Origin of the sequence: Streptomyces tamarix (assembly GCF_032423885.1) — a bacterium.
In the GTDB taxonomy this organism is placed as follows: Bacteria; Actinomycetota; Actinomycetes; order Streptomycetales; family Streptomycetaceae; genus Streptomyces; species Streptomyces tamarix.
In genome coordinates this window covers 60,940-84,419 of the sequence record NZ_JAWCTQ010000026.1, presented here as the reverse complement: position 1 = coordinate 84,419, position 23,480 = coordinate 60,940, and the positions used below count along the sequence as shown (strand labels likewise).

Genomic DNA, 23,480 nt, shown 5'->3' with positions numbered 1-23,480 from the left:
CGGGGGCGGGCTGCGCCAGTAGAGTGACGGCCGTGGCAGCAAGACCGTTGAGAGAAATCGTCGAGCCCGGCTGGGCCGAAGCCCTCGCCCCCGTGGCCGAACGCGTCGCGGCGATGGGGGACTTCCTCCGCGCGGAGATCGCCGCGGGGCGTACGTACCTACCGGCCGGGCCGAACGTCCTGCGCGCGTTCCAGCAGCCGTTCGACGAGGTGAGAGTCCTGATCGTCGGCCAGGACCCGTATCCGACCCCGGGGCACGCGGTGGGGCTGAGCTTCTCGGTCGCGCCGGACGTGCGGCCGCTGCCGGGCAGCCTGGAGAACATCTTCCGCGAACTCCACGCCGACCTGGGCCTGCCCCGGCCGTCCAACGGCGACCTGACGCCCTGGACACGGCAGGGGGTGCTGCTGCTCAACAGGGCCCTGACGACGGTCCCGCGCAAGCCGGGCGCGCACCGCGGCAAGGGCTGGGAGGAGGTCACCGAGCAGGCCATCAAGGCGCTCGCGGCGCGCGGCAAGCCGCTCGTGTCGGTGCTGTGGGGGCGCGACGCCCGCAACCTCCGCCCGCTCCTGGGCGACCTTCCGGCCATCGAGTCGGCGCACCCCTCCCCCATGTCGGCGGACCGCGGCTTCTTCGGTTCGCGCCCGTTCAGCCGGGTGAACGACCTGCTGTTGCGTCAGGGGGCGGAGCCGGTCGACTGGCGCCTCCCGTGACCCCGGGCGGCGTGTGGGTCCTGGGCGTCGACTCGGGCGGCTCGGGCTTCCGCGTCGCCCTCGCGGCGGTGGACGCCCCCGCCCGGCCGGCCGGTGGCGCCGCGCCGGGCCCCTCGGCCCGACCGGTGGCCGCGCGGGCCTTCGGCACCCCCGTGCCCACCGGGCCCGGCGGGATCGACGCCGGGTGGCTGGTGGAGCGGCTGGTGCCCGCCGCCCGGGAGTTGCTGGACCGGGCCGGGGCGGGCGGACGGCCCGGCGCCGTCGCCGTGGGGGCCGCCGGGATGGCGGGGCTCGGGGACCGGCTGCGGGCCGTGCTGCCCGGTGCGCTGCGCGACGCGCTGGGCGTGCGACGGCTCGCGCTGGCCTCCGACGCCGTGACCGCCTACGCGGGCGCCCTGGGCCGCGCGCCCGGCACCGTGGTCGCCGCGGGCACCGGGCTCGTCGCGCTCGGCACCGACCTGGTGCGCTGGCGCCGCGCCGACGGGTGGGGGCACCTGCTGGGCGACTGCGGCGGCGGCGCGTGGATCGGCCGGGCCGGCCTGGAGGCGGCGCTGCGCGCCCACGACGGGCGGCGCGGCGGCTCCCCCGCCCTCCTGGCCCGCGCCGAGGCCCTGTTCGGGCCCGTGGCCGGGCTGCCCGGGCGGCTGTACCCGCGCCCGGACCGGGCCGCCGTCCTCGCGTCGTTCGCCCCGGAGGTGGCCCGCCACGCGGCGGACGACCCGGTCGCGGCGGGCGTCCTCGCGCGCGCGGCACGGCACATCGCGGAGGCCGCGGCCGCGGTGCACCCGGCGGGGGGCGCCGGCGACGTGGCCCTGACGGGCGGTCTGTTCCGGCTCGGCGACCCCCTGCTCGTACCCCTGCGCGAGGAGCTGGCGCGTCAACTCCCCGGCGCGCGGACGGTGTCGGCTGCCGGCGACCCGCTGTCCGGCGCGCTGGCGATCGCCGCCGCGCTCGCCGCGGACGCGCCGGCCCTGCCCCGCGAGCCCGGCCTGCTGGACACATACGGCAACTGAGCGACTCTTCCGACAAACTGCCCATTGGGGGCGGCAATGCCCCCTCCCCGAACAGCGGGGCGGTCAAAACCAGTAGCATGCGGCGCCATGAGCTCCCCCACTGGGCCCGCTGGCCTGCCTGTACGAATGCCACGCCCCCGCCAGCCCGGGCGGCACCGTCGCCCCGAACCCCTGGCGGCCCCCGAGGGCGCGCCCGCACTCGTCCTCGCCGTCCCCGGTGAGCCTTCCGCCGCCGCGCGCGGCCTGGCGGAAGAACTCGTGAGCATCGCGCGCTCCGAGCTGCCCGGTCTGGAGGCCGCGATCGGCTTCCTCGACGGGGACGACGCCGAGTACGTGTCGCTGGCCGGGGTGCTGCGGCGGGCCGCGGCGCTCCGCGTGGAGCGGTACGAGCTGGCCAGGGCGGCCGGCCGCGAGGTCGCCGAGCCCGAGGGCCCGGCCGCGGTCGTCGTGCCGCTGCTGGTCGGCCCGGACGCCGTGCTGATGGGCCGGATACGGCAGGCCGTCGCCGACAGCGGCGCGCCGGCCGAGCTGGCCAACGTGCTGGGGCCGCATCCGCTGCTGGCCGAGGCGCTGCACGTGCGCCTCTCCGAGGCGGGCCTGGCGCGCGCCGACCGGGCGCGGCTGTTCACGGTCGCGACGGCGGCGGACGGCATCGTGCTGGCGACGACGGGCGGCGCCGAGGCCGTCCAGGCGGCCGGGATCACGGGCATGCTGCTGGCGGCGCGGCTGGCCGTGCCGGTGATGGCGGCGGCCCTGGACCAGGAGGGGTCGGTGGCGGCGGTCGCCGCGCAGCTGCGCGACTCCGGTTCGGCGCAGCTCGCGGTCGCCCCGTACCTGGTCGGCCCGGAGCTGGCCGGGGAGCTGCTGGACGCGGCGGCCGGGGCCGCGAACTGCCCGGTCGCCGAGCCGCTGGGCGCGTACCCGGCGGTCGGCAGGCTGGTGCTGTCGGGTTACATGACGGTGCTGGGCATCTCCCCGCAGCAGCAGCAGGGGGTTCCGGTCCGCTGACCGGCCCGGCCGGGGAGGGACCCGTACGGGAGGGCCCGCGCCGCGCGTGACCGCGCCGCGCGGGCCCTCCCGCGTTCAGGCGAGGACCACGCAGGAGGCGGCCGGGGCGGCCACCGCGCCCGCGCGGGACGGGACGCCGGTCACCGGGTCGACGTCGAACCACGTCACGTCGCCGGACCGCTCGTTGGCCACGTACAGCCGCCGCCCCCGCGGGTCGGCGACGAGGTCGCGCGGCCAGCGGCCGCCGGAGGGCACCGCGGCGACCAGGCGGGGCCGCTCGCCGTCCCCGTCGAGCTGGAGGACGGCGACGGTGTCGTCACCCCGCACGGCGGCCCACACGAACCGCCCGTCGGGGCTCACGGCGAGCCCGGACGGGTAGCCCGGCCCCGCCGCGCCCGCCGGCCGCACGGGCACCTCCGCCACGGGTTCGAGGGCGCCCGTACGGCCGTCCCAGCGGCACACGGTGAGGGTCGGCGTCAGCTCCGCCAGGACGTACACGTGGCCGCCGGCCGGGTGGAAGGCGAGGTGGCGCGGCCCGCTGCCGGGGCGCAGGGGCGTCTCGCCGTGGACGGTGAGCGCCCCGGTGGTCCCGTCGAGGGCGCAGACGCGTACGGAGTCGGTGCCGAGGTCCACGGTGAGCAGCCAGCGGCCGTCCGGCGAGGGCCGCACCTGGTGGGCGTGCGGGGCGGCCTGCCGGTCCGGGTCGGGCCCGCTGCCCCGGTGCCGGAGGAGCCCGGTGACCGGGCCCGGCGCGCCGTCCGGGCGGACCGGCTGGGCGCTCACGCCGCCGGAGCCGTAGTGCGCGGCCACCACGTGGCCGGCGGTGTACGCGAGGTGGGTCGGCCCGGCCCCGCGCACGGGTTCGGGGGCGCCGATCAGACGGGGCGCCGGACCGGTGACGTCGAACGCGGCGACGGCGCCCTCGTCGCTCTCGGAGACCGCGTACAGCACGGCGGCGCCGGGCCCGAGGGCGAGGAAGGACGGGTCGGCGACCGCGTCCGTGGCGCCGGTGGGAGTCAGGGCGCCGGTCGCCCCGTCGACCGCGGCGGCGGTGACGCCGTGGCCCCCCGCGGAGGTGAAGGAACCGATGAAGGCCCGTCGCGGCGCGGGCGGACCCCCCGGCGCCGTACCGCCGTCCACCGCACGGCCGGGCGCCACACCGCCGGACGCCTCACGGCCAGGCACCGCGCCACCGGACGCCGCGCTCCCCGGCGCCGTACCACCGTTCACCGCACGGCCGGGCACCGCGCCACCGGGCGCCGTGCCGCTGGGCGCCGTACGGCCGGGCGTCGCGCCCCCCGGCGCCGTGCCGTCGTCCGTCCTGTCGGCGGTCGCCCGCCGCGTGCCCCGGTCCCCGTACCGCTCCACCGCTGCCCCTCCCCAGTGGCCGTTCCTGGCGTTGCGGGGACGACGCTAGCAGCCGTGGTCCAGACCAGGCCCGTCAGGCGGGGGCGCGGCGTGTCAGGAGCGCACCAGCGACGAACGGGGCGCCGTGCGCAGCGGCCCGTCGAGTTCGGCGAGCAGCCGCTCCAGGCCGTGCAGGTGCGCCAGCGCCGGCGCGGCCGGGGGTGTCACGGGCACCGAGGGGGCGAAGGCGGCGGGGGCCGCCGCGGCGGTCTCGCGGTCGGCGGCGTCGCGTGCCCGCTCGCGCGTGAGCAGGGCCTCCACGGCGGCCTCGACCCGCCAGCACGCCGCGGCGAGCCGGGCGTCGTGGCCCGCGTCCGGGTCGGCGGCCACCGCGGCCAGCCCCCGCACCTCGCGCGCGCAGTCGTCGAGCAGGGCGAGCACCTGGCGTGCGCGGGCCTTGCGGTCGCCGAACGGGCTCAGCGGGTGCACGAGCGGTGCCAGGGCCAGCCGTACGCGCCCCAGCAGCACCTCCAGCTCGGCGGCGTGCGGGGCCGGGTCGGCGGTGGGCGAGCCGGCGAGCCGTTCGGCGGCCTCGGCGGTGCAGCGGCGCACGGCGAGCAGCGCGCGCTGGATCCAGGCGTCGTTGGTGGCGTGCGTGGTGACCGGCAGGACGAAGGTCACGGCGAGCGCCGCGAACAGCGCGCCGACCCCGGTCTCGGCGGCCCGCAGGACCAGCAGGCCCGGGGTGAGCACGCCGAGCAGCCCGTACAGGAGCCCGGCCATCACCGTCACGGCGAGCATCATCCAGCTGTACGAGACGGGGGCCGTGTAGAAGATGCCGAAGACGCACACGGCGACGAGGACCGCCGTCGGGGCGGGCGCCCCGTGCAGCGGCAGGGCGACCACCAGGCCGGCGAGGATGCCGAGGACGGTGCCCACGACGCGCCGGAAGCCCCGTACCAGGGTCTCGCCGCGCGACGCGGTGTTGACGAAGATCCACCAGGTGGTTCCGACCGCCCAGTACCAGCGCTCCTCCGAGAGGACCTGGCCCCCGGCCAGGGCGAAGGCGCACGCGACGGTGGTCTGGAACGCCTGCCGGGTGGTCGGCCGGGCCAGTCCGCGTCCGGGCAGCGGCGCGGGCACGGCGGCCGGCGGGGTCCGGCGTTCGATCGGCCACAGGGCGAACCGCACGGCGCCGGCCACGACGAGGGCGATGCCCACGGCGGCGTACAGCTCGGGGAGCTGCGCCGGGGTGGCGTGGAGGAACTGCACCACGAAGAACTGCATGAACGCGAAGATGCCGAGCGCGTGGCCGCGCGGCCCCCAGCGCCGGGCGTAGACGCCGCAGAAGACGACGGCGAGGAACGCGGCGTCCCGGCCGAGGGGCAGGTCGTGCAGGACGGTGGCGAGGGCGAGGGTGGGGAATCCGGCGGCGGGCAACAGCGCGGTGGTGGCCCGCTGGGCGCGGACGGTGCCGTCGATGACGGTGAAGAGGGCGAGCAGCGCGGCGAGTCCGCCGGTGATGGACGCGGTCAGCGACAGACCGGCCAGTTCGGCGGCCGCGACGGCGAGCCCGATGCCAAGGACGGCACGGGTCGCGTTCCTCAGCCTGAGGTGCCCCGGGTCCGGGGCCACGAAGATCCTCTTCATGACGGTGGTGCCGCCCCCCTGTGTTGCTCTCGCCGGCCGCGGGGGCGCCCGGGGGTGGTGGGCGTCCGCAGGCACGACGAAGGCGCCGCGGTCCGGATCCGGCCTCGTTGCCGTCCGGCGCTGCGCGGCGCCGCTGATACGTGGATACGACAAGAGAAGCACCCGGGGCGGCACTGGCTCAACCCAGGCGCCGGTCACTGAGCCATCGGACCAGCGAAACCCCGCCCTGGTCGGCCATCGGGAGGCCAACGGACCAGGCCGCGGCACGGCCGGTCCGCGGCGGTCACGGGCGGCCGGGCAGCTCCGACAGCCGGTGGCCGAGGCCGGGGGCGTCGGGCAGGGCGACCCGTCCGGTGTCCGCCGCTCCGGCGAAGGCCGCCGGCGCGAGCGGTTCGTCCTCGACGAGCAGGGGTCCGACGAGGTCGGCGGGGACGGTGGCGTGGGGCAGCGCGGCCGCGAGGTGGACGGCCGCGAGGGTGGCGACGCCCAGCTCCGGCATGGAGCCGATCTTCACGGCGAGGCCGGCGGCCTCCGCGAGCGCGGCGACCTGGCGGGCCCGGTGCAGCCCGCCCACCTTGAGGACCTTGATGTTGAGGACGTCGGCGGCGCCGCGCCGGACGATCTCCATGGCGTCGTGCAGCGACTGCAGCGACTCGTCCGCCATCACCCGGGGGCCGCCGCGGCCGCGCAGCGCCGCCATCCCGGCGAGGTCCCAGCGGGGCAGCGGCTGCTCGACCAGGTCGAGGCCCTCCTCGCCGAGCCGCGCCACGGTGCGGGCGGCGGTGGACGGGTCGTAGCCCTCGTTGGCGTCGAGGGACAGCTCGACGCCGTCCGGGACGGCGGCGCGGACGGCGCGGACCAGCTCCACGTCGCGGTCCGGGTCCTCGCCGCCCTTGACCTTGATGTGGGTGAAGCCTCGCGCGGCGTACTCGGCGGCCTCCTCGGTCATCTCCTCGGGCGTGCCGAGGCCGACCACCCAGGCGGTGGGCACCTCGGTGCGCAGCCGTCCGCCGAGGAGCAGGTGGACCGGCCAGCCGGCGGCGCGGCCCGCGAGGTCGTGCAGGGCGAGGTCGAGGGCGGCCTTGGCCAGGTGCTGGCCGCGGATGGCCGCGTCCATGGCGGCGTGGGCGCCGGCGAGGTCGCGCGGGTCGCGGCCGACGAGGGCGGGGGCGACGTGGCCGGTGAGCGCGGCGCGCAGCCCGTCGAGGGTCTCCCCCGTGTACGCGGTCATGGGCGACGCCTCGCCGTACCCGGTGGCGCCGTCGTCGGCGCGCACCTCGACGACGAGGCTGACGAGGTGGGGGCTGGTCCCGCTGCTGATGGCGAAGGGGCGTCGGTAGGGGGCCTCGACGACATGGCTGCGAATCGAGTCGATCTTCACGCGGCTCCTCCGGGTCACGGCCCCCGCCACCGGGGCGTCGGGCCTAGAGACGTACTCGGTAGACGATGGGCGGGCGGCCGGTGCGTCCTTCCTGCCGGCTGCCGACGGGGACGGCGACCCCGGCGCGCTCCAGGCGCTTGAGGATGCGCCGGGCGGTGCGCTGCTGGACGTCCAGGTGCTCGGCGACGCGGTGTGCGGTGATGCCGGGCCCCTCCTCGGCGGCGACCAGCTCCCGCAGCCGCTCCAGCGTCCGCGGGTCGAGGCCGGCGCGCCGGGCTAGCAGCCCGGTGCTCTCCGCCGCGGCGGGCCGGGCGCCACCCGCCGTGTCGTGGGCGATGACGATGTCGATGTCGTCCTTCATGCAGACGACGCCGGCGACCGGTCCGACGGAGCGGGCCCGGTTCACGGCCCGCCGGGCCAGCGCCTCCGCCTCGGCGGCGGTACGGCCGAGGCCGAAGCCGACGTGGGCGGTGCCGTGCCGGGCGGCGAGCCCGTCGAGGAAGGGCAGGCGGGTGAACTGGTCGGTGGCCTTCTCCAGCGCCCCGCGCGTGGTCACCACGAGACGGCCGCCGTCCGGCAGTCCGGCGAGACTGCCGCCGAGGACGGCGAGGTCCGCGGCGAGTTCCTCGTCGGCGGCCGGCAGGTCGACGATGCCGAGGGCGACCTGGGCGTCGCCGCTGTGCGCGCCGGTGGTGGCGAGGACGAGCGCCCGCAGGGTCGCGCGTATGGAGTGGCGGGACGGGGCGAGCCGTACGGCGGGGAGGCGGTGCTCCAGCCGGTGGTAGGCGGAGCCCAGGCAGGTGAGGGCGACCGTGGTGCCGTGCCGGTCGTGCGCGGCGAGGTGGAAGTCGACGAGGTCCTGGGAGGTGAGGCCGGGCCGGTACGGCAGGACGCGGACGTGCTCGGTGGGCAGCTTGGCCTCGATGAGCGTCTCCGTCACGTCGGCGCGGCCGAGCGTGTCGATGGAGACGCGGGACACGTCGTGACCCAGCCGGAGCAGTTCGACCAGGGCCCGCAGCAGCGTCGCGCCGCTGTACGGGACGTACATGGCGGGCCGGTCGATCAGGCCCGCGCCGGCGGCGAGGGCGTGCGGGACGACGCCGGTGAACAGCAGGGCGTCGACGCGGGGGCCCGCGGCGCGGACCACGTCGGGCGTCTCGTCCTCGTGCCGGTACGGGAGGGCGTGCAGCCGGGCGGCCCCGGTCTCGCCGCCGACCGCGACGACCTTGCCCACCAGGTCCTCGGGGCCTATCACGCCGACCGTGAGCGCCATCGGCCGGTCTCCGTTCGTCTTCCGAAGTGCCGCGGAGTGCTTCCGTGGGGCTGGTTGACGCCCGTCCACGGGGGTCTTAGTTTCGGCCCAGGCCATAACCGCGTGTCTGGCGGAAGGATAGTAACCCGATGCCCGAACGGGAAATCCCCTTGCCCACGATGCTCGACCCGCGCGGCAGGACGATCGGCGAGGAGGAGCGCGCGGCGGTGCTGCGGGTCCTCGACTCCGCGGTGCTGTGCAGCGCGTTCGGCACCGAGGCGCGGTCGCTGGAGGCGGAGATGGCCGCGCTGTACGGCCGGCCGCACGCCGTGGCGTGCAGCTCCGGCACGGCGGCCCTGCACCTGGCGGTCGCGGCGTGCGGGGTCGGGCCGGGCGACGAGGTGGTGACGACGCCGATCTCCGACTTCGGCACGATCGCGCCGGTCCTGGCGCAGGGCGCGCGGCCGGTCTTCGCGGACGTGCGCGCCGGGGACGGCAACCTGGACCCGGACGCCGTGGAGGCCGCGGTCACACCCCGCACGAAGGCCGTGATCGCCGTGCACCTGTTCGGCGGAGCGGCGGACGTGGCGCGGCTGCGGGAGGTGTGCGACCGGCACGGGCTGCCGCTGGTCGAGGACTGCGCGCAGGCGTGGCTGGGCGAGGACGCGTCGGGGCGGCTGCTCGGCACGGCCGGCGACGTGGCGTGCTTCAGCCTCCAGCAGTTCAAGCACATCACGACGGGCGACGGCGGCCTCACCGTGACGGGGGACCCGGAGCGGGCCCGGCGGATGCGGCTGTTCATGGACAAGGGCTGGGACCGCTCCGAGGGGCGCGTCCACCGCGAGATGGGCCTCAACTACCGGATGCCGGAGCTGGTCGCGGCCGTGGCGCGGGCCCAGCTCGGCAAGGTCGAGGGGGTCGTGCGGGCCCGGCGCGAGGCGGCCGGGCGGCTGCTCGCCGCGCTGGAGGGGCTGGAGGGGGTGGCGCTCGCCGGGGAGCCGGCGGGGCACGCGTGGTGGATGTTCCCGCTGCTGGTGGGTGACAACGCCCGCTGGGCGAAGGAGCTCGCGGCGCAGGGCGTGCCGGCGCTCCCCGGTTACCTGGAGCGTCCGCTGTACGCCAATCCGGCGGTGCCGGGCGGCCGTACGGGGCTGTGCCCGCGCGCCGAGGAGTTGATCGGCCGCACGCTGCTGGCGCTGCCCTGGAGCGAGGCGTACGGGGAGGAGCACGTGGACCGGATCGCCCGCGCCCTGCGCCGCGCCCACCAGCGGGTGGCGGCCGGGTGAGTTCCCGCGCCGGGGTCAGGCGGCGGTGTCGTCCTCCTTCGCCAGCCGTTCCAGGCAGGTGACGACGGCGCGCCGCTCGGCGTCCGACGGCGGCGGCCCGTACGGGTCGAAGGCGGCCTCCTCCGGGATGGCGCCCTCCCACACGGCGGCCCACAGCATCCGCTGCACGTAGCCCTCGATGGGCGCGTGGAACGTGGCCTCGGCGAACCGGTCCAGCCGCCCCGAGGCCCGGAGGAACCCGGCGGCGTCCCCGGCCGTCCACGCGTCCAGCACGGCGGTGGTCAGGCCCGCCCGGGCGGCGGCGATGCCGACCAGCGCCGTGTCGGCCCCCCACATCAGCGACGGGCCGAACATGCGGTCCTCGCCGGTCACGACCAGCGCGCGGCCCCGTTCCGCCGCCCGGATGGCGTCCTGGCAGTCCACCGCCCGGTCCAGCGTGGCGATCTTGATCCCGGCCGCCGACGGCAGGTCCAGCAGCCGCCGGACCAGCTCGGGGGAGTACGGGTAGCCGCCCGCCTCCGCGTGGAGGAAGAAGCCGAGCACGGGCAGCCCGCTCGCCTCCGCCACCCGCTCGTGGAGCCGTACGGCGCGCTCCACCGCGTCGGTCAGCCCGTGGTGGCGGGCCATCGGGTACACCATCACGGCGTCGGCGCCCAGTTCGGCCGCCTCCGCCGCCATCGAGACCGCGGCGTCCTCGGCGTCCTCCAGGGAGGCGCCCCGCAGCGCGCGCGGCACGCCCGCCCCGGCGACGACCGGCACGTCCACGGTCTCCCGCCACAGCGCCAGCACCCGCCGTCGGTCGGCCGCCGTCAGGTACAGCCCCCGACCCGTGTGCGCCCACACGGCGACGCCGCCGATCCGTTCGGCGGCGATCCGTTCGGCGTAACGGCGCAGGGCCGGCAGGGCGACGGCCCCGGACGCGTCCATGGGAGTGAGCACGGCGGGCAGGACGGTGCCGCGCAGCCGTCCGGCGAGTTCCTCGGGAGTGGACATGGGCGGCCCCCTGTCTGACGGTCTGTCGCCACGGTGCCCGTTCACGCTAGCCTTTGCGGCCCGGACCGTAAAGGAAGGAAGCGGTGCCATGCGCCTCGGCCTCTACGTCAACCTGTACGCCGACAAGGCCGACCGGCCGCGGCTCGCCGACGCGGTGGAACAGGCGCGGCTGGCGGAGCAGGCGGGCTTCGCGTGGGTGGTGCTCGGCGAGCGGCACCTGCACCGCCCCGGCTACCACGAGGCCGTCACGTCGCTGGCGTACCTCGCGGCGCACACCGAGCGGATCGGCCTCGCCACGGCCGGGCTGATCGCCCCCGTGTACCACCCGGTGTGGCTCGCGGAGACCCTCGCCCACATCGACGTGCTGTCCGGCGGCCGGCTGACGGCCGGCTTCGTCCTCGGCTACCGGCCGGAGGAGTTCGCGCTGTACGGCGCGGAGCCGCGCGAGCGGGTGCCGCGGTTCGAGGAGTGTCTGGAGCTGGTGACACGGCTGTGGACCGAGGACGAGGTCACCCACCGGGGCCGGTTCACCTCCCTGGACGGGGCGTTCCTGTCGCCCCGCCCGGTGCAGAGCCCGCGCCCCCGGATCTGGAACGGCGGGCGGGTGTCCGCCGCGCTGGAGCGGACGGCGCGGATGTGTGACGGCTGGACGACGTCGTTCAACGAGCTGGACGCGGACCTCCCCGGCAAGATCGCCGAGTATCTGGCGTACCCGCGGGGCGCCGCCAGCCTGGGCGCGGAGGTCATCGTCTGCCGCGAGGGCTACTGCGCGCCCACCACGCAGGCGGCGCGGGCCGCCCTGGAGGAGCCGCTGCGCGGGCTGTACGACGCGTACGGCGACTGGAAGCGCACCTCGGCGGACGCGGCGCGGTACGCGCAGGAGTGGGACGACATCGCCGCCCGGTCGGTGATCGGCTCGCCCGGGGAGTGCGCCGACCGGCTCGGCCATTACGCGGCGATGGGCGCGGACGGGGTCGTCCTGCGCGTCCAGCCGCCCGGGATGCCGCAGGCGGACGCGCTGCGCGCCATCGAGGCGTTCGGCACGGACGTCCTGCCGGGGCTGCGGGCCGCGTGACGGTCAGGCCTTGAGGCCGGTCGTCGCGATGGAGTCCGTCAGGTAGCGCTGGAGGAGGCCGAAGACCAGCAGGCAGGGCAGGACCGTGATGGTCGCCCCGGCCATGATCTGGTTGACGGGCACGTTCTCCCCCTCCAGCGTGGCCAGGCCGACGGTGAGGGTGCGCATCTCGGAGGACTGGCCGATGACCAGCGGCCACAGGAAGTCGTTCCAGTGCCACAGGAAGACGAAGACGCCGAGGGTCGCCAGGACCGGGGTGATGAGCGGGACGACGACGGTGGTGTAGATCCGCCACTCGGACGCCCCGTCGATCTTCGCGGCCTCGAACAGCTCGTCGGGAAGCTGCGCGATGAACTGCCGCATCAGGAAGACGGCCTGCGAGTTGGCGAGCGTGGGCACGATCAGGCCCCAGTACGTGTCCACGCCGCCGAGCCGCGAGACGAGGACGAAGTACGGGATGAGCGTCGCCTGGAACGGCACCATCAGCGTCGCCAGGAACGACCAGAACAGCACCTCGCGCCCCGGGAACCGCTTCTTGGCGAAGGCGTACCCGGCCATGGACGAGAACAGCAGGATCAGCACGACCGACACGAGCGAGTACACCAGGGAGTTGGCGGCCCAGCGGGTGATGTCGGCGCCGGACAGGACGGCGGAGAAGTTCTCCCACGTGGCCCGCGTCAGATCGAAGGCGCCCGGCAGCGTCTTCCCGCCCGGCGGCGCGAACGCGACCAGCACCATCACCACGAAGGGCGCCAGGGTCACCAGCGCCACCAGGAACAGCAGAACCGGCAGCCGCAGTCTCGCCATCACTCGTCCCGTCCGATCAGCCGGCGCTGGATCAGGGAGAACACCAGGACCACCAGGAAGAGGACCAGCCCCAGCGCGCTCGCGTAGCCGAAGTCGAAGAACTTGAAGCCGGTGTCGTACAGGAGGTACACGAGCGAGTAACTGGCGCGCACGGGTCCACCCGCCGTCATCACGTACATCGCGTCGAACACCTGGAACGCCCCGATCGCCTCGATGACGAGGACGAAGAACAGCACGGGGCGCAGCAGCGGCAGCGTGACCCAGCGCAGCCGCCGCCAGCCGGTGGCGCCGTCGATGACGGCGGCCTCGGTGACCTCGCGCGGGATGGACTGGAGTCCGGCGAGGAGGATCAGCATCGAGTAGCCGAAGCCCTTCCAGGCGGACGTGGCCGCGATGGAGGGCAGGACGAGCCGCTCGTCGCCGAGGAAGTCGACGGGGCCGAGGGAGAGCACGCCGAGCGCCGCGTTGAGCAGGCCGTCCTCGACGTCGTAGATCCACTTCCAGATGACGGCGGCGAGCACGATGCTGGTGACGTACGGCAGGAAGAACACGCCGCGGAAGAAGCCGCGGAGCCAGACCGCGCGGTGCAGCAGCAGGGCCGTGCCGAGGGAGAGGCCGACCGTCAGCGGCACGAAGAACAGGGTGTACAGGGCGGTGACGCCGAGGCTGGACCAGAAGAGGTCGTCCTGGAGGAGCCGCGCGTAGTTCTCGGCGCCGATGAACCGCCAGTCGCCGCTGAGCCGGTAGTCGGTGAGCGACAGGAACGCGGCGCCGATCGTGGGGCCGAACCGGAAGACCGCGAACAGCAGCAGCATCGGCGCGACGAACAGCAGCCCGGCGCGCGCTTCACGGCGGCGGGCGGGCCGGGTCGGGCGGTCCGCCGGGAGGGGTGGGCCGGGCACGGGGACGGGTTCGGGGGTCGGGGCGGTCCGCTCGCCGGCCGTGCCCGCCGTCAACGCTGCCGTGCCAGCAGGTCGTCGGCCCGGGCGGCAGCCGCGTCCAGGGCCTCCTTGGGGCTCTTGCGCCCGGTGAGCGCGGCCTGGATCTCGGGGGCGATCAGGGACATGAGCTGGCGGGCGACGGGGCTGGGTTCACCGGGGTAGGCGAACGGCAGCGCTTCCTGGAACCGCTTGGCGTACGGGGCGTCGCTGGGCACCGTCACGTCGGTGCGCGGGGAGAGGAAGCCGCTCGCCTTGCCGAGGCTCTGGATGCGGGCCGGCTCCGTCATGAAGGCGAGGAACTTCTCGGCGCCCGCGGTGTTGCGGGAGTCGGCGTTGAGGCCCAGGCCGCCGGGGACTCCGAAGGCGACCTGCTTGACGTCGCCGAGCGGCTTGCCGACGACGACGTTCTCGGCGCCCCACGCCTTGCGGGCCAGGTCGGCGTCGGCGAGCGTGCTGGAGAAGCCCATGGCGACCTGCTGCTTGCCCATGGGGTGGTCGGCGAAGATGTTGGTGTTGGTGAGGGCCGTCCGGGGGACGGCGCCCGCCTTGTAGAGGTCGGTGAGGAAGGTGAGGGCGGCGACGCCCTCGGGCCCGTTGAAGGCGGCCTTCTTGCCGTCCTCGGAGAACACCTTGCCGCCGGCCTGCCACAGGAGCGGGTAGAAGTTCAGGTTGAGGGTCGCCTCGTTGCTCGCCGAGTAGTCGAGGGTGGCGACGCCGGCCTTCTTCAGCTTGGGGGCGGCGGCCTTGACCTCGTCCCAGGTGGCGGGCGGCTCGGTGATGCCGGCCCGGTCGAGGAGCTTCTTGTTGTACAGCGTCGTGGTGACGGTGTGGTAGATCGGCACCGCGTACAGCTTGCCGTCGTGGGTGAGGGCCGTCAGGGCGTTGGGGAGGAACTTGTCCTTGACCCCCTCGACCGCCTTGTCGACGGGGCCGATGGCGCCGCTGGCGAGGTACTGCGGCACCTGGTCCGGGTTGAGCAGCACCACGTCGGGGCCCTTGCCGCTGCCGAAGGCGGTGGCGAGCTTCTCGTCGCGGTTCTCCCAGGGCTGCTGCTCGACGGTGACCGTGGTGCCGGGGTGGGCCTTCTCGAAGTCCTTCTCGATCTGCGCCCAGTAGGCGGAGTTGACCTCGGGGTCCGCGATGACGGGGTACATCCAGACGGTGACGTCGTTCGTTCCGGCCCCGCCGTCGCCGCCGCAGCCGGCCAGCAGGGAGGCCGCGGCGAGGAGGGCGAGGGGGGTGATGGCGCGCTTGGAGCCTGTCGTCATGGAGGGCCTCCGCAAGGCCTGAGAAGGATACGCGTGCCCGGTCACTTTCGGTCGGGGCCGAAAGTAACCGGGCAGAAAACGGCTGTCAATGGGCGCGGCTTCAGCGTCGCACGTCGACCTTGTAGAGCTCCGGGCCGCGGCTGAAGTACAGCCACCCCTCGTGGGCGGCGAGCCGCCGGTGCGGGAAGTTGACCAGGAGGCGCGGGTCGCGGTCGGGGAAGAGCGGGTCGATCCGGAAGATCAGCGCGCCGTCGACGGAGACGTACAGCTTCTGGCGGCTGACCGCGATCGCGCCGTCGTTGCTCCGGGTGCCGAGCTTCAGGCGCCTGAGGACCTGCGCGCTCTCCGGGTCGATGGCGAAGAGCGTGTGCCCGGAGAGGGCCCACACCACCCCGCCGAAGACCTCGATCGCGCTGACGGCTCCTATCCCCTCGACGAGCTCCAGCTCCCACAGCTTCTCACCGCGCTCGACGTCCCAGGCGAAGGCGGCGCCGGTCTTCCGGGTGGTCGGGGTGGTGCTGAGGCCGCCGAAGATCGACGCGCCGCCGTAGACCACGCCGTCGTCGGCGGCGAGGGCGACGACGGACATGTCCTGCACGACGTGGCGGACGAACGTCCACTCGCCGGTGTCCTTGTCGTACAGGGCCAGGCCGCCGCCCAGGCGGTTGCCCTCCGGGACCGTGCCGACCGCGATCTTCCCGTCGACCTCGGCCAGGGCGCGGGCCCGCGCCTGGAGCTGGGGCTTCAGAGTGAGGACGACCTCGGGGTTGGCCGGGGTGCCGGGCGGGCCCCCCGGGGAGTACTCGGGGCTGTTCCACTCCTGGTCCGGCCGGTAGCGGAACAGCCGGGCGTCGGGGTACTGGCCGATCCAGACCGTGCCCTCGGAGTCGCGCAGGATCGCCTCGATCTGGCCGAAGCGGTGGAAGGACACCGCGCCCGTCGAGGTGTTGAGGGACGACAGGCCGCCGTTGAGGAAGCCCCCCACGTACAGGGTGCGCCGGCCGCCGGCCGCGATGGCCTGGATGTCGATCGGCTCCCTGCGGATCTTCGTCCCCAGGACGGCGTGCGCGCCCGTGGTCGGGTTGTACCGGAACATGTCGCCGCGCCACAGGGTGCCGACGACGCTCCGGCCCGGGTAGTCGGGCAGGCCCAGTTCGGCCCAGCCGAGCGCGCGCACGTTCTGCACCTTGCCGTCGAGGATCAGGCCGGTGCCGGTGATCTGCCCCGTGGCCGGGTCGTAGCGGCGCAGCTCGCCCCGCTGCACGAAGTACACCCCGCCGTTCTCGTCCGGCGGGGAGACGCTCAGGCCGTGGGCGTCGGGGATGGGGTCCGACCACGTGCGGGTGGCGAGGTCGAAGACGAACAGCGGGCTGGGGGCGTCGGAGCCGATCCGGGCGTACAGCCGGTTGTCGTACGCGTTGAGGTCGTAGACCTGCTTGCCCGTGATGCTGCCGAGCCCGGGCGGGGTGGGCAGCTCGGTGAAGACGCCGGTGGCCGGGTCGAGTTCGGCGATGTGGGCGGCCGCGTAGGAGCCGGTGTAGACCTTGCCACCGGAGCAGGCGATGCTGCGCACGTACGTCTGGCCGGGGACGGCCTGGCCGAAGTCGGTGAAGGAGCGGGTGGCCGGGTCGAAGCGGAAGACCCTGCCGCCGGGGAACGTACCGCCCCACACCCTGCCCTCGGAGTCGGCGGCGAGGCTCCAGATGAACGTCTGGCCGGCCACCGGGAGGCCCAGGTCCTCGGCGACGTCGCCGGAACCCGGCGTCCAGCGGTACAGGTGCGCGTTTCCGTAGGTGCCCGCGTACACGCCGCTGGGGGCCGCGGTGACGGACCAGGCTCCGTCACCCCCCGTCAGCGGCGCGCTGACCAGCAGGTCACCGGTGGTGGGATCCACGGCGTTGAGACGGGCGGGCTTGCCCGTCGACGCGTTCCACAGGGCCTGCTTCCCGGACGGGCCCGGGGCGACGGTGCCCCCGAGCAGCAGGACGTCGGCGAGGGGGACTCCGATGAACTCGGGTTCACGCATGAGCTGGCTCCCGGATTCGGCGTGTGCTTCGGGAGAGGGGGGCAGGAGGGTCGCGGAGAAGACCGCGGTCGAGCCGGCGAGGAACGCGCGTCGCGTCGCCACAGACGGAACACCTCCCTGGAGGAAGAGAGTTACGGCACTAGCCGAAAGTGATACGCCGCAGCTCATGGGCCGTCAACGGTACTCGTCGCCGCCGCGGCGCTCCGGTCCGACACACGGGCCCCTCCGGCGCGTCAGCCGGAGGGGCGACACCGTGGTCACGGGGTGTGCGGCCGCTTTCGGGCCGGGGTTCCGGCGATTTTGGGCCAACTCCTCGGCCAGTCGGGCAGAAACGGCCCTCCCCCATATGGAGCCCATCGGACCGCCGGCCGGACCCGGACGGCGGACACGGTGCCATTGGTACAGTCGCGATACGGACCGCCCGGCCACGAAGGGGGCGAAGGACCATGCCGATAGACGAACTGGACACCCGGATCCTCCGGCTGCTGATCGAGCAGCCCCGCACGAGCGTGCGGGAGTACGCGCGGATCCTCAAGATCGCCCGCGGCACGCTCCAGGCGCGGCTGGACCGGCTGGAGCGGGACGGCGTGATCACCGGGACGGGCCCGTTCCTCTCCCCCGCCGCGCTGGGCCACCCGGTGCTCGCCTTCGTCCACGTCGAGGTGACCCAGGGGCACCTCGACGAGGTGGGCGACGCGCTGGCCGCCGTACCGGAGATCGTCGAGGCGTTCTCGATCACGGGCGGCGGGGACCTCCTGACCCGGGTGGTGGCCCGGGACAACGCCCACTTGGAGGACGTCATCCAACAGCTCATCCAACTGCCCGGGGTCGTGCGGACGCGGACCGAGGTGGCGCTGCGCGAGCGGGTGCCGTTCCGGCTGCTGCCGCTGGTGGAGGCCGTGGGAAGGCAGTCGCGGGCCGCGTCGCGGACGCCCCGGGCGGGCGGGGGCGAGGTGCGGTGACCGCCGTCGTCTTCGACCTCGACGGCACGCTCGTCGACAGCGAGCCGAACTACTACGAGGCCGGCCGCAGGCTCCTCGCGGGCTACGGCGTCACCGGCTTCGACTGGGAGCGGCACACCGACTTCATCGGCATCGGGACGCGCGAGACGCTGGAGGCCCTCAAGGCCGAGTACGGCATCGACGCGCCGCTGGAGGAGCTGCTCGCCGGCAAGAACCGGCACTACCTGGAGCTGGCCCGGGCGGGGACCGCGGTCTTCCCCGAGATGCGGCTGTTCGTGGAGCGGCTGCACGCCGACGGGGTGCCGACGGCGGTGGCGTCGGGCTCCTCCCGGGCGGCGATCGAGGCGGTCCTCGCCGGTACGGGCCTGGCCGGGTACTTCCGGGCGGTGGTCTCGGCCGAGGAGGTCCCGCACGGCAAGCCGGAGCCGGACGTGTTCCTGGAGGCGGCCCGCCGGCTGGGCGCCGACCCGGCCGACTGCGTCGTCGTGGAGGACGCCCCGCCGGGCGCGGAGGCGGCCCACGCGGCGGGCATGCGCTGCGTCGCCGTGCCGTACGTCCCGGCGACGGCCGACGCCCCGGCGTTCCAGCGGGCGGGCCTGCTGTTCCGGGGCGGCCAGAGCGCGTTCCGCGCGTCGGAGGCGTACGACTTCGTCCGGCGGCGCCCGGGCGCGTGGGGCGCGCGGCAGAGGGGATAGGGGCCCGCACCCCGGGCCCGGGGCCTGCTCCCCCCGGCCCGGGATCCGCGTCACCATCCCGGGGTCCGCTCATCCCGGCCCCGTCCCGTCCGCGCCGCCGCCCGGTCCCCCGTCGCCCCGGGCCCGTCCGCGCCGTCGCTCGGGAGGCCGTGCCCCGCCCCGGGCCGCGGCGGGCCGTGTCCACGGCGCCGGGGCGCCGCGTCCGGGAGCGGCGGCGGTGGCGGTGGCCGTCGGGTCCTCGTACACGGCGTCCTCGTGCCGGACCGGGTCCAGGCGGAGGGGCGGCTCGGCGGTCTGCCCGGTCACGCGGGTTTCGTGCGCGCACAAGGGGGCGATCCGCTCCGGCCCGGGGCCCGCGCCCGCTCGGGTCGGAGCGGTGCGGCGGCGGGTGTCCGGCACGGGCGCGCCGGAGGCGCGCCGTCACCGGCGAGACGGGGCCGCCAAGCGCGGGCTACCCCAGGAAGCTGAGACGGACCGTGCGGTCCGGGTTGTCCTTGTTCGTGTCGACCAGGCACACCGACTGCCAGGTGCCCAGGGCCAGACGGCCGGCGACGACCGGGAGCGTCGCGTGGGGCGGGACCAGGGCCGGGAGGACGTGGTCGCGGCCGTGGCCGGGGGTGCCGTGGCGGTGCTGCCAGCGGTCGTCGGCGGGGAGGAGGGCGTGCAGGGCGGCCAGCAGGTCGTCGTCGCTGCCGGAGCCCGTCTCCATGAGGGCGACGCCGGTCGTGGCGTGGGGGGTGAAGACGTTCAGCAGGCCGTCGCGGCCGGCCGCGACCTCGTCGAGGAAGGCGGCGCACGCCTCCGTCAGGTCGTGGACGGTCTCGCGGTGTCCGGTGGTGATGCTCAGCGTGCGGGTGGTGAATGCGTCGCTCATGTCTCCATGGTGCCCGCTCGGCGGGCCGGGAAGATCCGCCGCGCCCGGGTGGTTGGTGGAATCGTGAACGATTTCGAGGTGCGGGACGTGGCCGTGGTCGTCGTGGGCGCCGGGCAGGCCGGGCTGTCCGCGGCGTACCACCTGCGGCGCGCCGGGTACGTGCCGGACCGGGACTTCGTCGTGCTGGACCACGCTCCGGGGCCGGGCGGGGCCTGGCAGTTCCGGTGGCCGTCACTGACGTACGGCAGGGTGCACGGGATGCACGCGCTGCCCGGGATGGAGCTGACCGGGGCGGACGCGAGCCGTCCGTCCGCCGAGGTGATCGGCGGGTACTTCGCCCGGTACGAGGAGGCGTTCGACCTGCGGGTGCACCGGCCCGTCGACGTGACGGCGGTGCGGGAGGGGGACGGCGGCCGGCTGCGCGTCGAGACGTCCGAGGGGGTGTACGCGGCGCGGGCGCTGATCAACGCGACGGGCACCTGGGACCGGCCGTTCTGGCCGCGCTACCCGGGACAGGAGACGTTCCGGGGGCGGCAGCTCCACACGGCCGACTACCCGGGGCCCGGGCCGTTCGCCGGGCGGCGGGTGGTCGTGGTCGGCGGCGGGGCCTCCGGTACGCAGCACCTGATGGAGATCGCCGACGTGGCGGCGGGGACGACGTGGGTGACGCGGCGCGAGCCGGTGTTCCGCGAGGGGCCTTTCGGCGAGGCCGAGGGGCGGGCGGCGGTCGCCCTCGTGGAGGAGCGGGTGCGCCGGGGCCTGCCGCCGCGCAGCGTGGTGAGCGTGACGGGGCTGCCGTTGAACGACGCGGTCCGGGAGGCGCGGGCGCGCGGCGTCCTGGACCGGCTGCCGGTGTTCGACCGGATCACCCCGACCGGCGTCGTGTGGGACCCGGGCGCGGCGGGCGACGGGGGGCGGTTCGTGGAGGCGGACGTGATCCTCTGGGCGACCGGTTTCCGGGCGGCGATCGACCACCTGGCGCCGCTGCGGCTGCGCGAGCCGGGCGGCGGCATACGGGTGGACGGCACCCGCGCCGTGCGCGACGGGCGGATCCACCTCGTCGGGTACGGGCCGTCCGCGTCGACCGTCGGCGCCAACCGGGCCGGGCGGGCCGCCGTACGCGACGTGCGGCGGCTCCTGGAGCGCGAGCCGGTGCCGGCCTGAGCGCCCGTCTTCGGTCAGGGGGTGGCGTTGCGGCGGTTCTCGTTGAACTCCTCGACGTTCGCCAGCTGTTCGTCGTAGTCGGCGGTGAAGCGCGTGTCGCCGGGCTTGACGGTGACGAAGTACAGCCAGTCGCCGGGCGGCGGGTCGATCGCGGCGCGCACGGCCTGCTCACCGGGGTTGCCGATCGGCGTCGGCGGCAGCCCGGCGGTGGCGTAGGTGTTGTACGGGCTCTCGATGCGGGTGTCGGCGTGGGAGGTGTCGAGGGTGGAGCGGTCGAGGGCGTAGTTGAGCGTCGAGTCCATCTGGAGGGGCATGCCGCGGGCGAGCCGGTTGTGGATGACGCGGGCCACCTTGCCCATGTCGTCCTCCGTGTCCGCCTCGGCCTGGACGATGCTGGCGATGGTGACCGTCTCGTAGAGGCTGATGCCGTTGCGCCGGGCGCCCTGGGTGACCTTCGCCTTCCCGAACCGCTCCCCCGCCGTGGTGATCATGTACCGGAGCAGGCTCCGCGGCGTGGTCGTGCCGTCGAACGGGTACGTCGCCGGGAACAGGAAGCCCTCGGGGTTGCCGCGCGCGGCGGCCGGCAGGCCGAGCCCGGCGGTGGCGGCCTCGGCGCGGGTGGTGCCGGGCGGCACGCGCAGGGCCTCGTCCACGGCTTCGTAGACCTGGCCGGCGCGCCAGCCCTCCGGGATGAGCAGCGTCCGGGTCTTCTGCGGCGGCTTCCGCGGCGCGGGGGGTTCCCGGAAGAGGAGGAGCGGCACCAGGGTGGCCGTCGCGACGAGGGCGAGCACGCCGGTGATCAGGACCACGCGGCCGCGGCGGGTCAGTCGGGGCCTGGGGCGCCTGCGGTGGGACGTCCTCTGTGACTCGTGCCTCATACGGGCACGCTAACCCTCAGACTTTAAGAAATTCCGCATATAAGACATAACGACACGTATGACAGAACAAACGAACGCGGGATCGGGTGTTCGTCAGAACGTGTGGTCGTACCGGTTTCGTCGCCCCGCTCCTCCGTGGCGCAGGATGCTTACGGTGCGCAAGCGACGGGCTGCAGACCGCGATTGCGTAGTCCCACACCTGTACGACGCACAAGGAGACTCACCTCATGGACCTCATCACCCACCTGCTCGCCGGTGTCATCCACTTCGTGGGCTGGCTGGTCTGACGCTCGCTCCGTCCGGCGCCGCCGCTCCCCCGTCCCACGGGAGCGGCGGCGCTTCCGCGTCCATCCGCGCGTCACCCTGGACCAGCGCCGCGTACCGGCCGCCCCTGGCGAGCAGTTCGGCGTGGGTGCCGCGCTCGACGATGCGGCCGGCGTCCAGGACGACGATCTGGTCGGCGTCGCGGACGGTGGAGAGCCGGTGGGCGATGGTGATGGTCGTCCGGCCGGCGGACAGGTCGTCGATCGCCTGCTGGACGGCCTGCTCGGTCCGGGTGTCGAGGGCGCTGGTCGCCTCGTCGAGGATGAGCACGGGCGGGTCGCGCAGGATGGTCCGGGCGATGGCGAGGCGCTGCTTCTCGCCGCCGGAGAAGCGGTAGCCGCGCTCGCCGACCAGCGTGTCGTACCCGTCGGGCAGCGAGGCGATGTGGTCGTGGATCTGGGCGGCCTTGGCGGCGGCCTCGATCTCGGCGTCGGTGGCGTCGGGCCGGGCGAAACGGAGGTTGTCGGCGACCGACGCGTGGAACAGGTACGTCTCCTGGGAGACGACCCCCACCGCGCGGGCGAGGCTGTCGAAGTCGAGGTCGCGGACGTCGACGCCGTCGAGCGTGACCCGGCCTCCGGTCACGTCGTAGAGGCGGGGCACCAGGTAGCTGAGCGTGGACTTGCCGGAGCCGGTGGCGCCGACGACGGCGAGGCGGCTGCCCGCCGGTACGACGATGTCGATGCCGTCGAGCGTGGGGCCGCTCTTCTCGTCCTCCTCGTCGTAGCGGAAGTCGACGTCCTCGAACCGGACTTCGCCGCGGATCCTCTCCAGGCGCACGGGCCGCTCGGGCTCGGTGATGTCCACCGGCAGGTCGAGGTACTCGAAGATCCGCTGGAAGAGGGCGAGCGAGGTCTGGATCTGCACGCCCGTGGAGAGCAGGCTGACGGCGGGGCGGAACAGGCCCTGCTGGAGGGAGACGAAGGCGACGAGCGTGCCGATGGAGATCGCCGGTCCGCCCGCCTGGAGCGCGAGCCCGGCCGCCCAGTAGAGCAGCGCCGGCATGGCGGCCATGACGATGCTGACGGACGCCATCCGCCACCGCCCGGCCATGGAGGCGCGGACCTCCAGGTCGACCAGGCGCTCGGACTCGGCGGCGAAGGACCGGGTCAGCGAGTCGGCGCGGCCCATGGTGCGCCCCAGCAGGACGCCGCTGACGGACAGGGACTCAGTGACCGTCGCCGCCATGGCGGCCATCTGCTTCTGCCGCTGCGTGGTGATCGCCTTGCGCTCCCTGCCGACCCGGCGGCTGATCCACACGAAGACGGGCAGGAGGAGGAGCGAGACGACCGTGAGCCGCCAGTCGAGCGCGAGCATCGCCACGACCGTCGCGACGACGGCCGTCAGGTTGGAGACGAGCGAGGTGGCCGTCGACGTCACCGTGGCCTGCATGCCGCCGATGTCGTTGGCGATGCGCGACTGGACCTCGCCCGTGCGCGTCCTGGTGAAGAAGGCGAGCGGCATGCGCTGGAGCTGCGCGTAGACCGCCGTGCGCAGGTCGTGCATGACGCGCTGTCCGACCGTGGTCGAGATCAGCGTCTGCAGGACGCCGAAGACGCTGGTCACCACCGCGGTGAGGATCATGCCGAGCGCGAGCAGGCTGAGCAGCCCCGTGCGCCCCTGCGGGATGGCCGTGTCGAGGATCTCGCGCAGGAGGAACGGCGAGGCGACCCCGACCAGGGAGGAGGCGCCGACGAGCAGGCCGACGAAGGCGAGCCGTCCGCGGTAGGGGCGGAAGAGGCGCAGGATGCGCCCGATCTGCGCCGGGGGCTGGTCCGGATCGGGGGGTGGCGGAGTCCAGGTGGACTCGGCGTGGATACGCATGG

The 23,480-nt window shown here is 75.0% G+C and carries 20 protein-coding genes; 8 read left to right on the top strand and 12 right to left on the bottom strand.

What is annotated here, in order from left to right; genetic code table 11:
* Positions 1 to 32 precede the first annotated feature (32 nt).
* The 3 genes from RND61_RS20575 to RND61_RS20565 all read left to right on the top strand — a co-directional run bounded on the left by RND61_RS20575 (position 33) and on the right by RND61_RS20565 (position 2,731).
* Entirely contained in the window at positions 33 to 710 is a 678-nt protein-coding gene (locus tag RND61_RS20575) for a uracil-DNA glycosylase (protein ID WP_315879483.1), read from the top strand.
* On the top strand, positions 707 to 1,723 hold the full coding sequence (locus tag RND61_RS20570; RefSeq protein WP_315879482.1) for an N-acetylglucosamine kinase: 1,017 nt from the start codon (positions 707 to 709) through the stop codon (positions 1,721 to 1,723). Before RND61_RS20575 ends, RND61_RS20570 begins: the two co-directional genes overlap by 4 nt.
* A gap of 87 nt (positions 1,724 to 1,810) precedes the next feature.
* Positions 1,811 to 2,731 (top strand): sirohydrochlorin chelatase, encoded by a 921-nt coding sequence (locus RND61_RS20565; RefSeq protein WP_315879481.1) that lies wholly within the window; start codon positions 1,811 to 1,813, stop codon positions 2,729 to 2,731.
* Positions 2,732 to 2,806: 75 nt separating this feature from the next.
* Here the strand turns inward: RND61_RS20565 and RND61_RS20560 are convergent, their stop codons facing one another.
* From RND61_RS20560 to RND61_RS20545, 4 genes are all read right to left on the bottom strand, one after another.
* Positions 2,807 to 3,871 carry a lactonase family protein gene (locus RND61_RS20560; protein WP_315879500.1) on the bottom strand — a complete coding sequence of 355 codons (1,065 nt, stop codon included), beginning with the start codon at positions 3,869 to 3,871 and terminating at the stop codon, positions 2,807 to 2,809.
* 321 nt (positions 3,872 to 4,192) lie between these two features.
* On the bottom strand, positions 4,193 to 5,728 hold the full coding sequence (locus tag RND61_RS20555; RefSeq protein ID WP_315879480.1) for an FUSC family protein: 1,536 nt from the start codon (positions 5,726 to 5,728) through the stop codon (positions 4,193 to 4,195).
* A 283-nt stretch (positions 5,729 to 6,011) separates the two neighbouring features.
* Positions 6,012 to 7,109 carry a mandelate racemase/muconate lactonizing enzyme family protein gene (locus tag RND61_RS20550; RefSeq protein WP_315879479.1) on the bottom strand — a complete coding sequence of 366 codons (1,098 nt, stop codon included), beginning with the start codon at positions 7,107 to 7,109 and terminating at the stop codon, positions 6,012 to 6,014.
* A gap of 43 nt (positions 7,110 to 7,152) precedes the next feature.
* The gene (locus RND61_RS20545; protein WP_315879478.1) at positions 7,153 to 8,382 is read right to left on the bottom strand and encodes a helix-turn-helix domain-containing protein; all 1,230 of its coding nucleotides are present in this window, start codon (positions 8,380 to 8,382) and stop codon (positions 7,153 to 7,155) included.
* 128 nt (positions 8,383 to 8,510) lie between these two features.
* On the opposite strand from RND61_RS20545, the gene RND61_RS20540 reads away from it, so the two are divergent.
* A complete protein-coding gene (locus RND61_RS20540) occupies positions 8,511 to 9,647 on the top strand; it encodes a DegT/DnrJ/EryC1/StrS family aminotransferase (RefSeq protein WP_315879477.1) in 1,137 nt (378 codons plus the stop codon).
* Positions 9,648 to 9,662: 15 nt separating this feature from the next.
* Here the strand turns inward: RND61_RS20540 and RND61_RS20535 are convergent, their stop codons facing one another.
* On the bottom strand, positions 9,663 to 10,640 hold the full coding sequence (locus tag RND61_RS20535; protein WP_315879476.1) for a dihydrodipicolinate synthase family protein: 978 nt from the start codon (positions 10,638 to 10,640) through the stop codon (positions 9,663 to 9,665).
* Positions 10,641 to 10,728: 88 nt separating this feature from the next.
* Between RND61_RS20535 and RND61_RS20530 the strand changes: the two genes are divergently transcribed.
* Complete coding sequence (locus RND61_RS20530) at positions 10,729 to 11,715, top strand: LLM class flavin-dependent oxidoreductase (RefSeq protein ID WP_315879475.1); 987 nt, start codon at positions 10,729 to 10,731, stop codon at positions 11,713 to 11,715.
* A gap of 3 nt (positions 11,716 to 11,718) precedes the next feature.
* Here the strand turns inward: RND61_RS20530 and RND61_RS20525 are convergent, their stop codons facing one another.
* The 4 genes from RND61_RS20525 to RND61_RS20510 form a co-directional block, all read right to left on the bottom strand.
* Positions 11,719 to 12,522, bottom strand: a complete 804-nt coding sequence (locus RND61_RS20525; RefSeq protein WP_315879474.1) for a carbohydrate ABC transporter permease — start codon at positions 12,520 to 12,522, stop codon at positions 11,719 to 11,721.
* Positions 12,522 to 13,424, bottom strand: coding sequence for a carbohydrate ABC transporter permease (locus RND61_RS20520; protein WP_315879473.1), 903 nt, complete (start codon positions 13,422 to 13,424; stop codon positions 12,522 to 12,524). The genes RND61_RS20525 and RND61_RS20520 overlap by 1 nt, the downstream gene beginning before the upstream one ends.
* Before the next feature lie 50 nt (positions 13,425 to 13,474).
* The gene (locus tag RND61_RS20515) at positions 13,475 to 14,731 is read right to left on the bottom strand and encodes an ABC transporter substrate-binding protein (RefSeq protein WP_315879472.1); all 1,257 of its coding nucleotides are present in this window, start codon (positions 14,729 to 14,731) and stop codon (positions 13,475 to 13,477) included.
* Between the two features lie 100 nt (positions 14,732 to 14,831).
* Entirely contained in the window at positions 14,832 to 16,859 is a 2,028-nt protein-coding gene (locus RND61_RS20510) for a hypothetical protein (RefSeq protein WP_315879471.1), read from the bottom strand.
* 344 nt (positions 16,860 to 17,203) lie between these two features.
* Between RND61_RS20510 and RND61_RS20505 the strand changes: the two genes are divergently transcribed.
* Together RND61_RS20505 and RND61_RS20500 are read left to right on the top strand one after the other, a co-directional pair.
* The gene (locus tag RND61_RS20505; protein WP_315879470.1) at positions 17,204 to 17,719 is read left to right on the top strand and encodes an Lrp/AsnC family transcriptional regulator; all 516 of its coding nucleotides are present in this window, start codon (positions 17,204 to 17,206) and stop codon (positions 17,717 to 17,719) included.
* Entirely contained in the window at positions 17,716 to 18,414 is a 699-nt protein-coding gene (locus tag RND61_RS20500; RefSeq protein ID WP_315879469.1) for an HAD family hydrolase, read from the top strand. Before RND61_RS20505 ends, RND61_RS20500 begins: the two co-directional genes overlap by 4 nt.
* Before the next feature lie 451 nt (positions 18,415 to 18,865).
* Here RND61_RS20500 and RND61_RS20495 read toward each other — a convergent pair whose 3' ends face one another.
* Positions 18,866 to 19,288: a secondary thiamine-phosphate synthase enzyme YjbQ gene (locus RND61_RS20495; RefSeq protein ID WP_315879468.1), complete on the bottom strand. Its 423-nt coding sequence runs from the start codon at positions 19,286 to 19,288 to the stop codon at positions 18,866 to 18,868.
* A 63-nt stretch (positions 19,289 to 19,351) separates the two neighbouring features.
* On the opposite strand from RND61_RS20495, the gene RND61_RS20490 reads away from it, so the two are divergent.
* Positions 19,352 to 20,452: an NAD(P)-binding domain-containing protein gene (locus RND61_RS20490; protein ID WP_315879467.1), complete on the top strand. Its 1,101-nt coding sequence runs from the start codon at positions 19,352 to 19,354 to the stop codon at positions 20,450 to 20,452.
* Positions 20,453 to 20,466: 14 nt separating this feature from the next.
* Here the strand turns inward: RND61_RS20490 and mltG are convergent, their stop codons facing one another.
* Both mltG and RND61_RS20480 read right to left on the bottom strand, forming a co-directional pair.
* The gene (mltG, locus tag RND61_RS20485) at positions 20,467 to 21,330 is read right to left on the bottom strand and encodes an endolytic transglycosylase MltG (RefSeq protein ID WP_315879466.1); all 864 of its coding nucleotides are present in this window, start codon (positions 21,328 to 21,330) and stop codon (positions 20,467 to 20,469) included.
* A gap of 258 nt (positions 21,331 to 21,588) precedes the next feature.
* The gene (locus tag RND61_RS20480; protein WP_315879465.1) at positions 21,589 to 23,478 is read right to left on the bottom strand and encodes an ABC transporter ATP-binding protein; all 1,890 of its coding nucleotides are present in this window, start codon (positions 23,476 to 23,478) and stop codon (positions 21,589 to 21,591) included.
* Positions 23,479 to 23,480 lie beyond the last annotated feature (2 nt).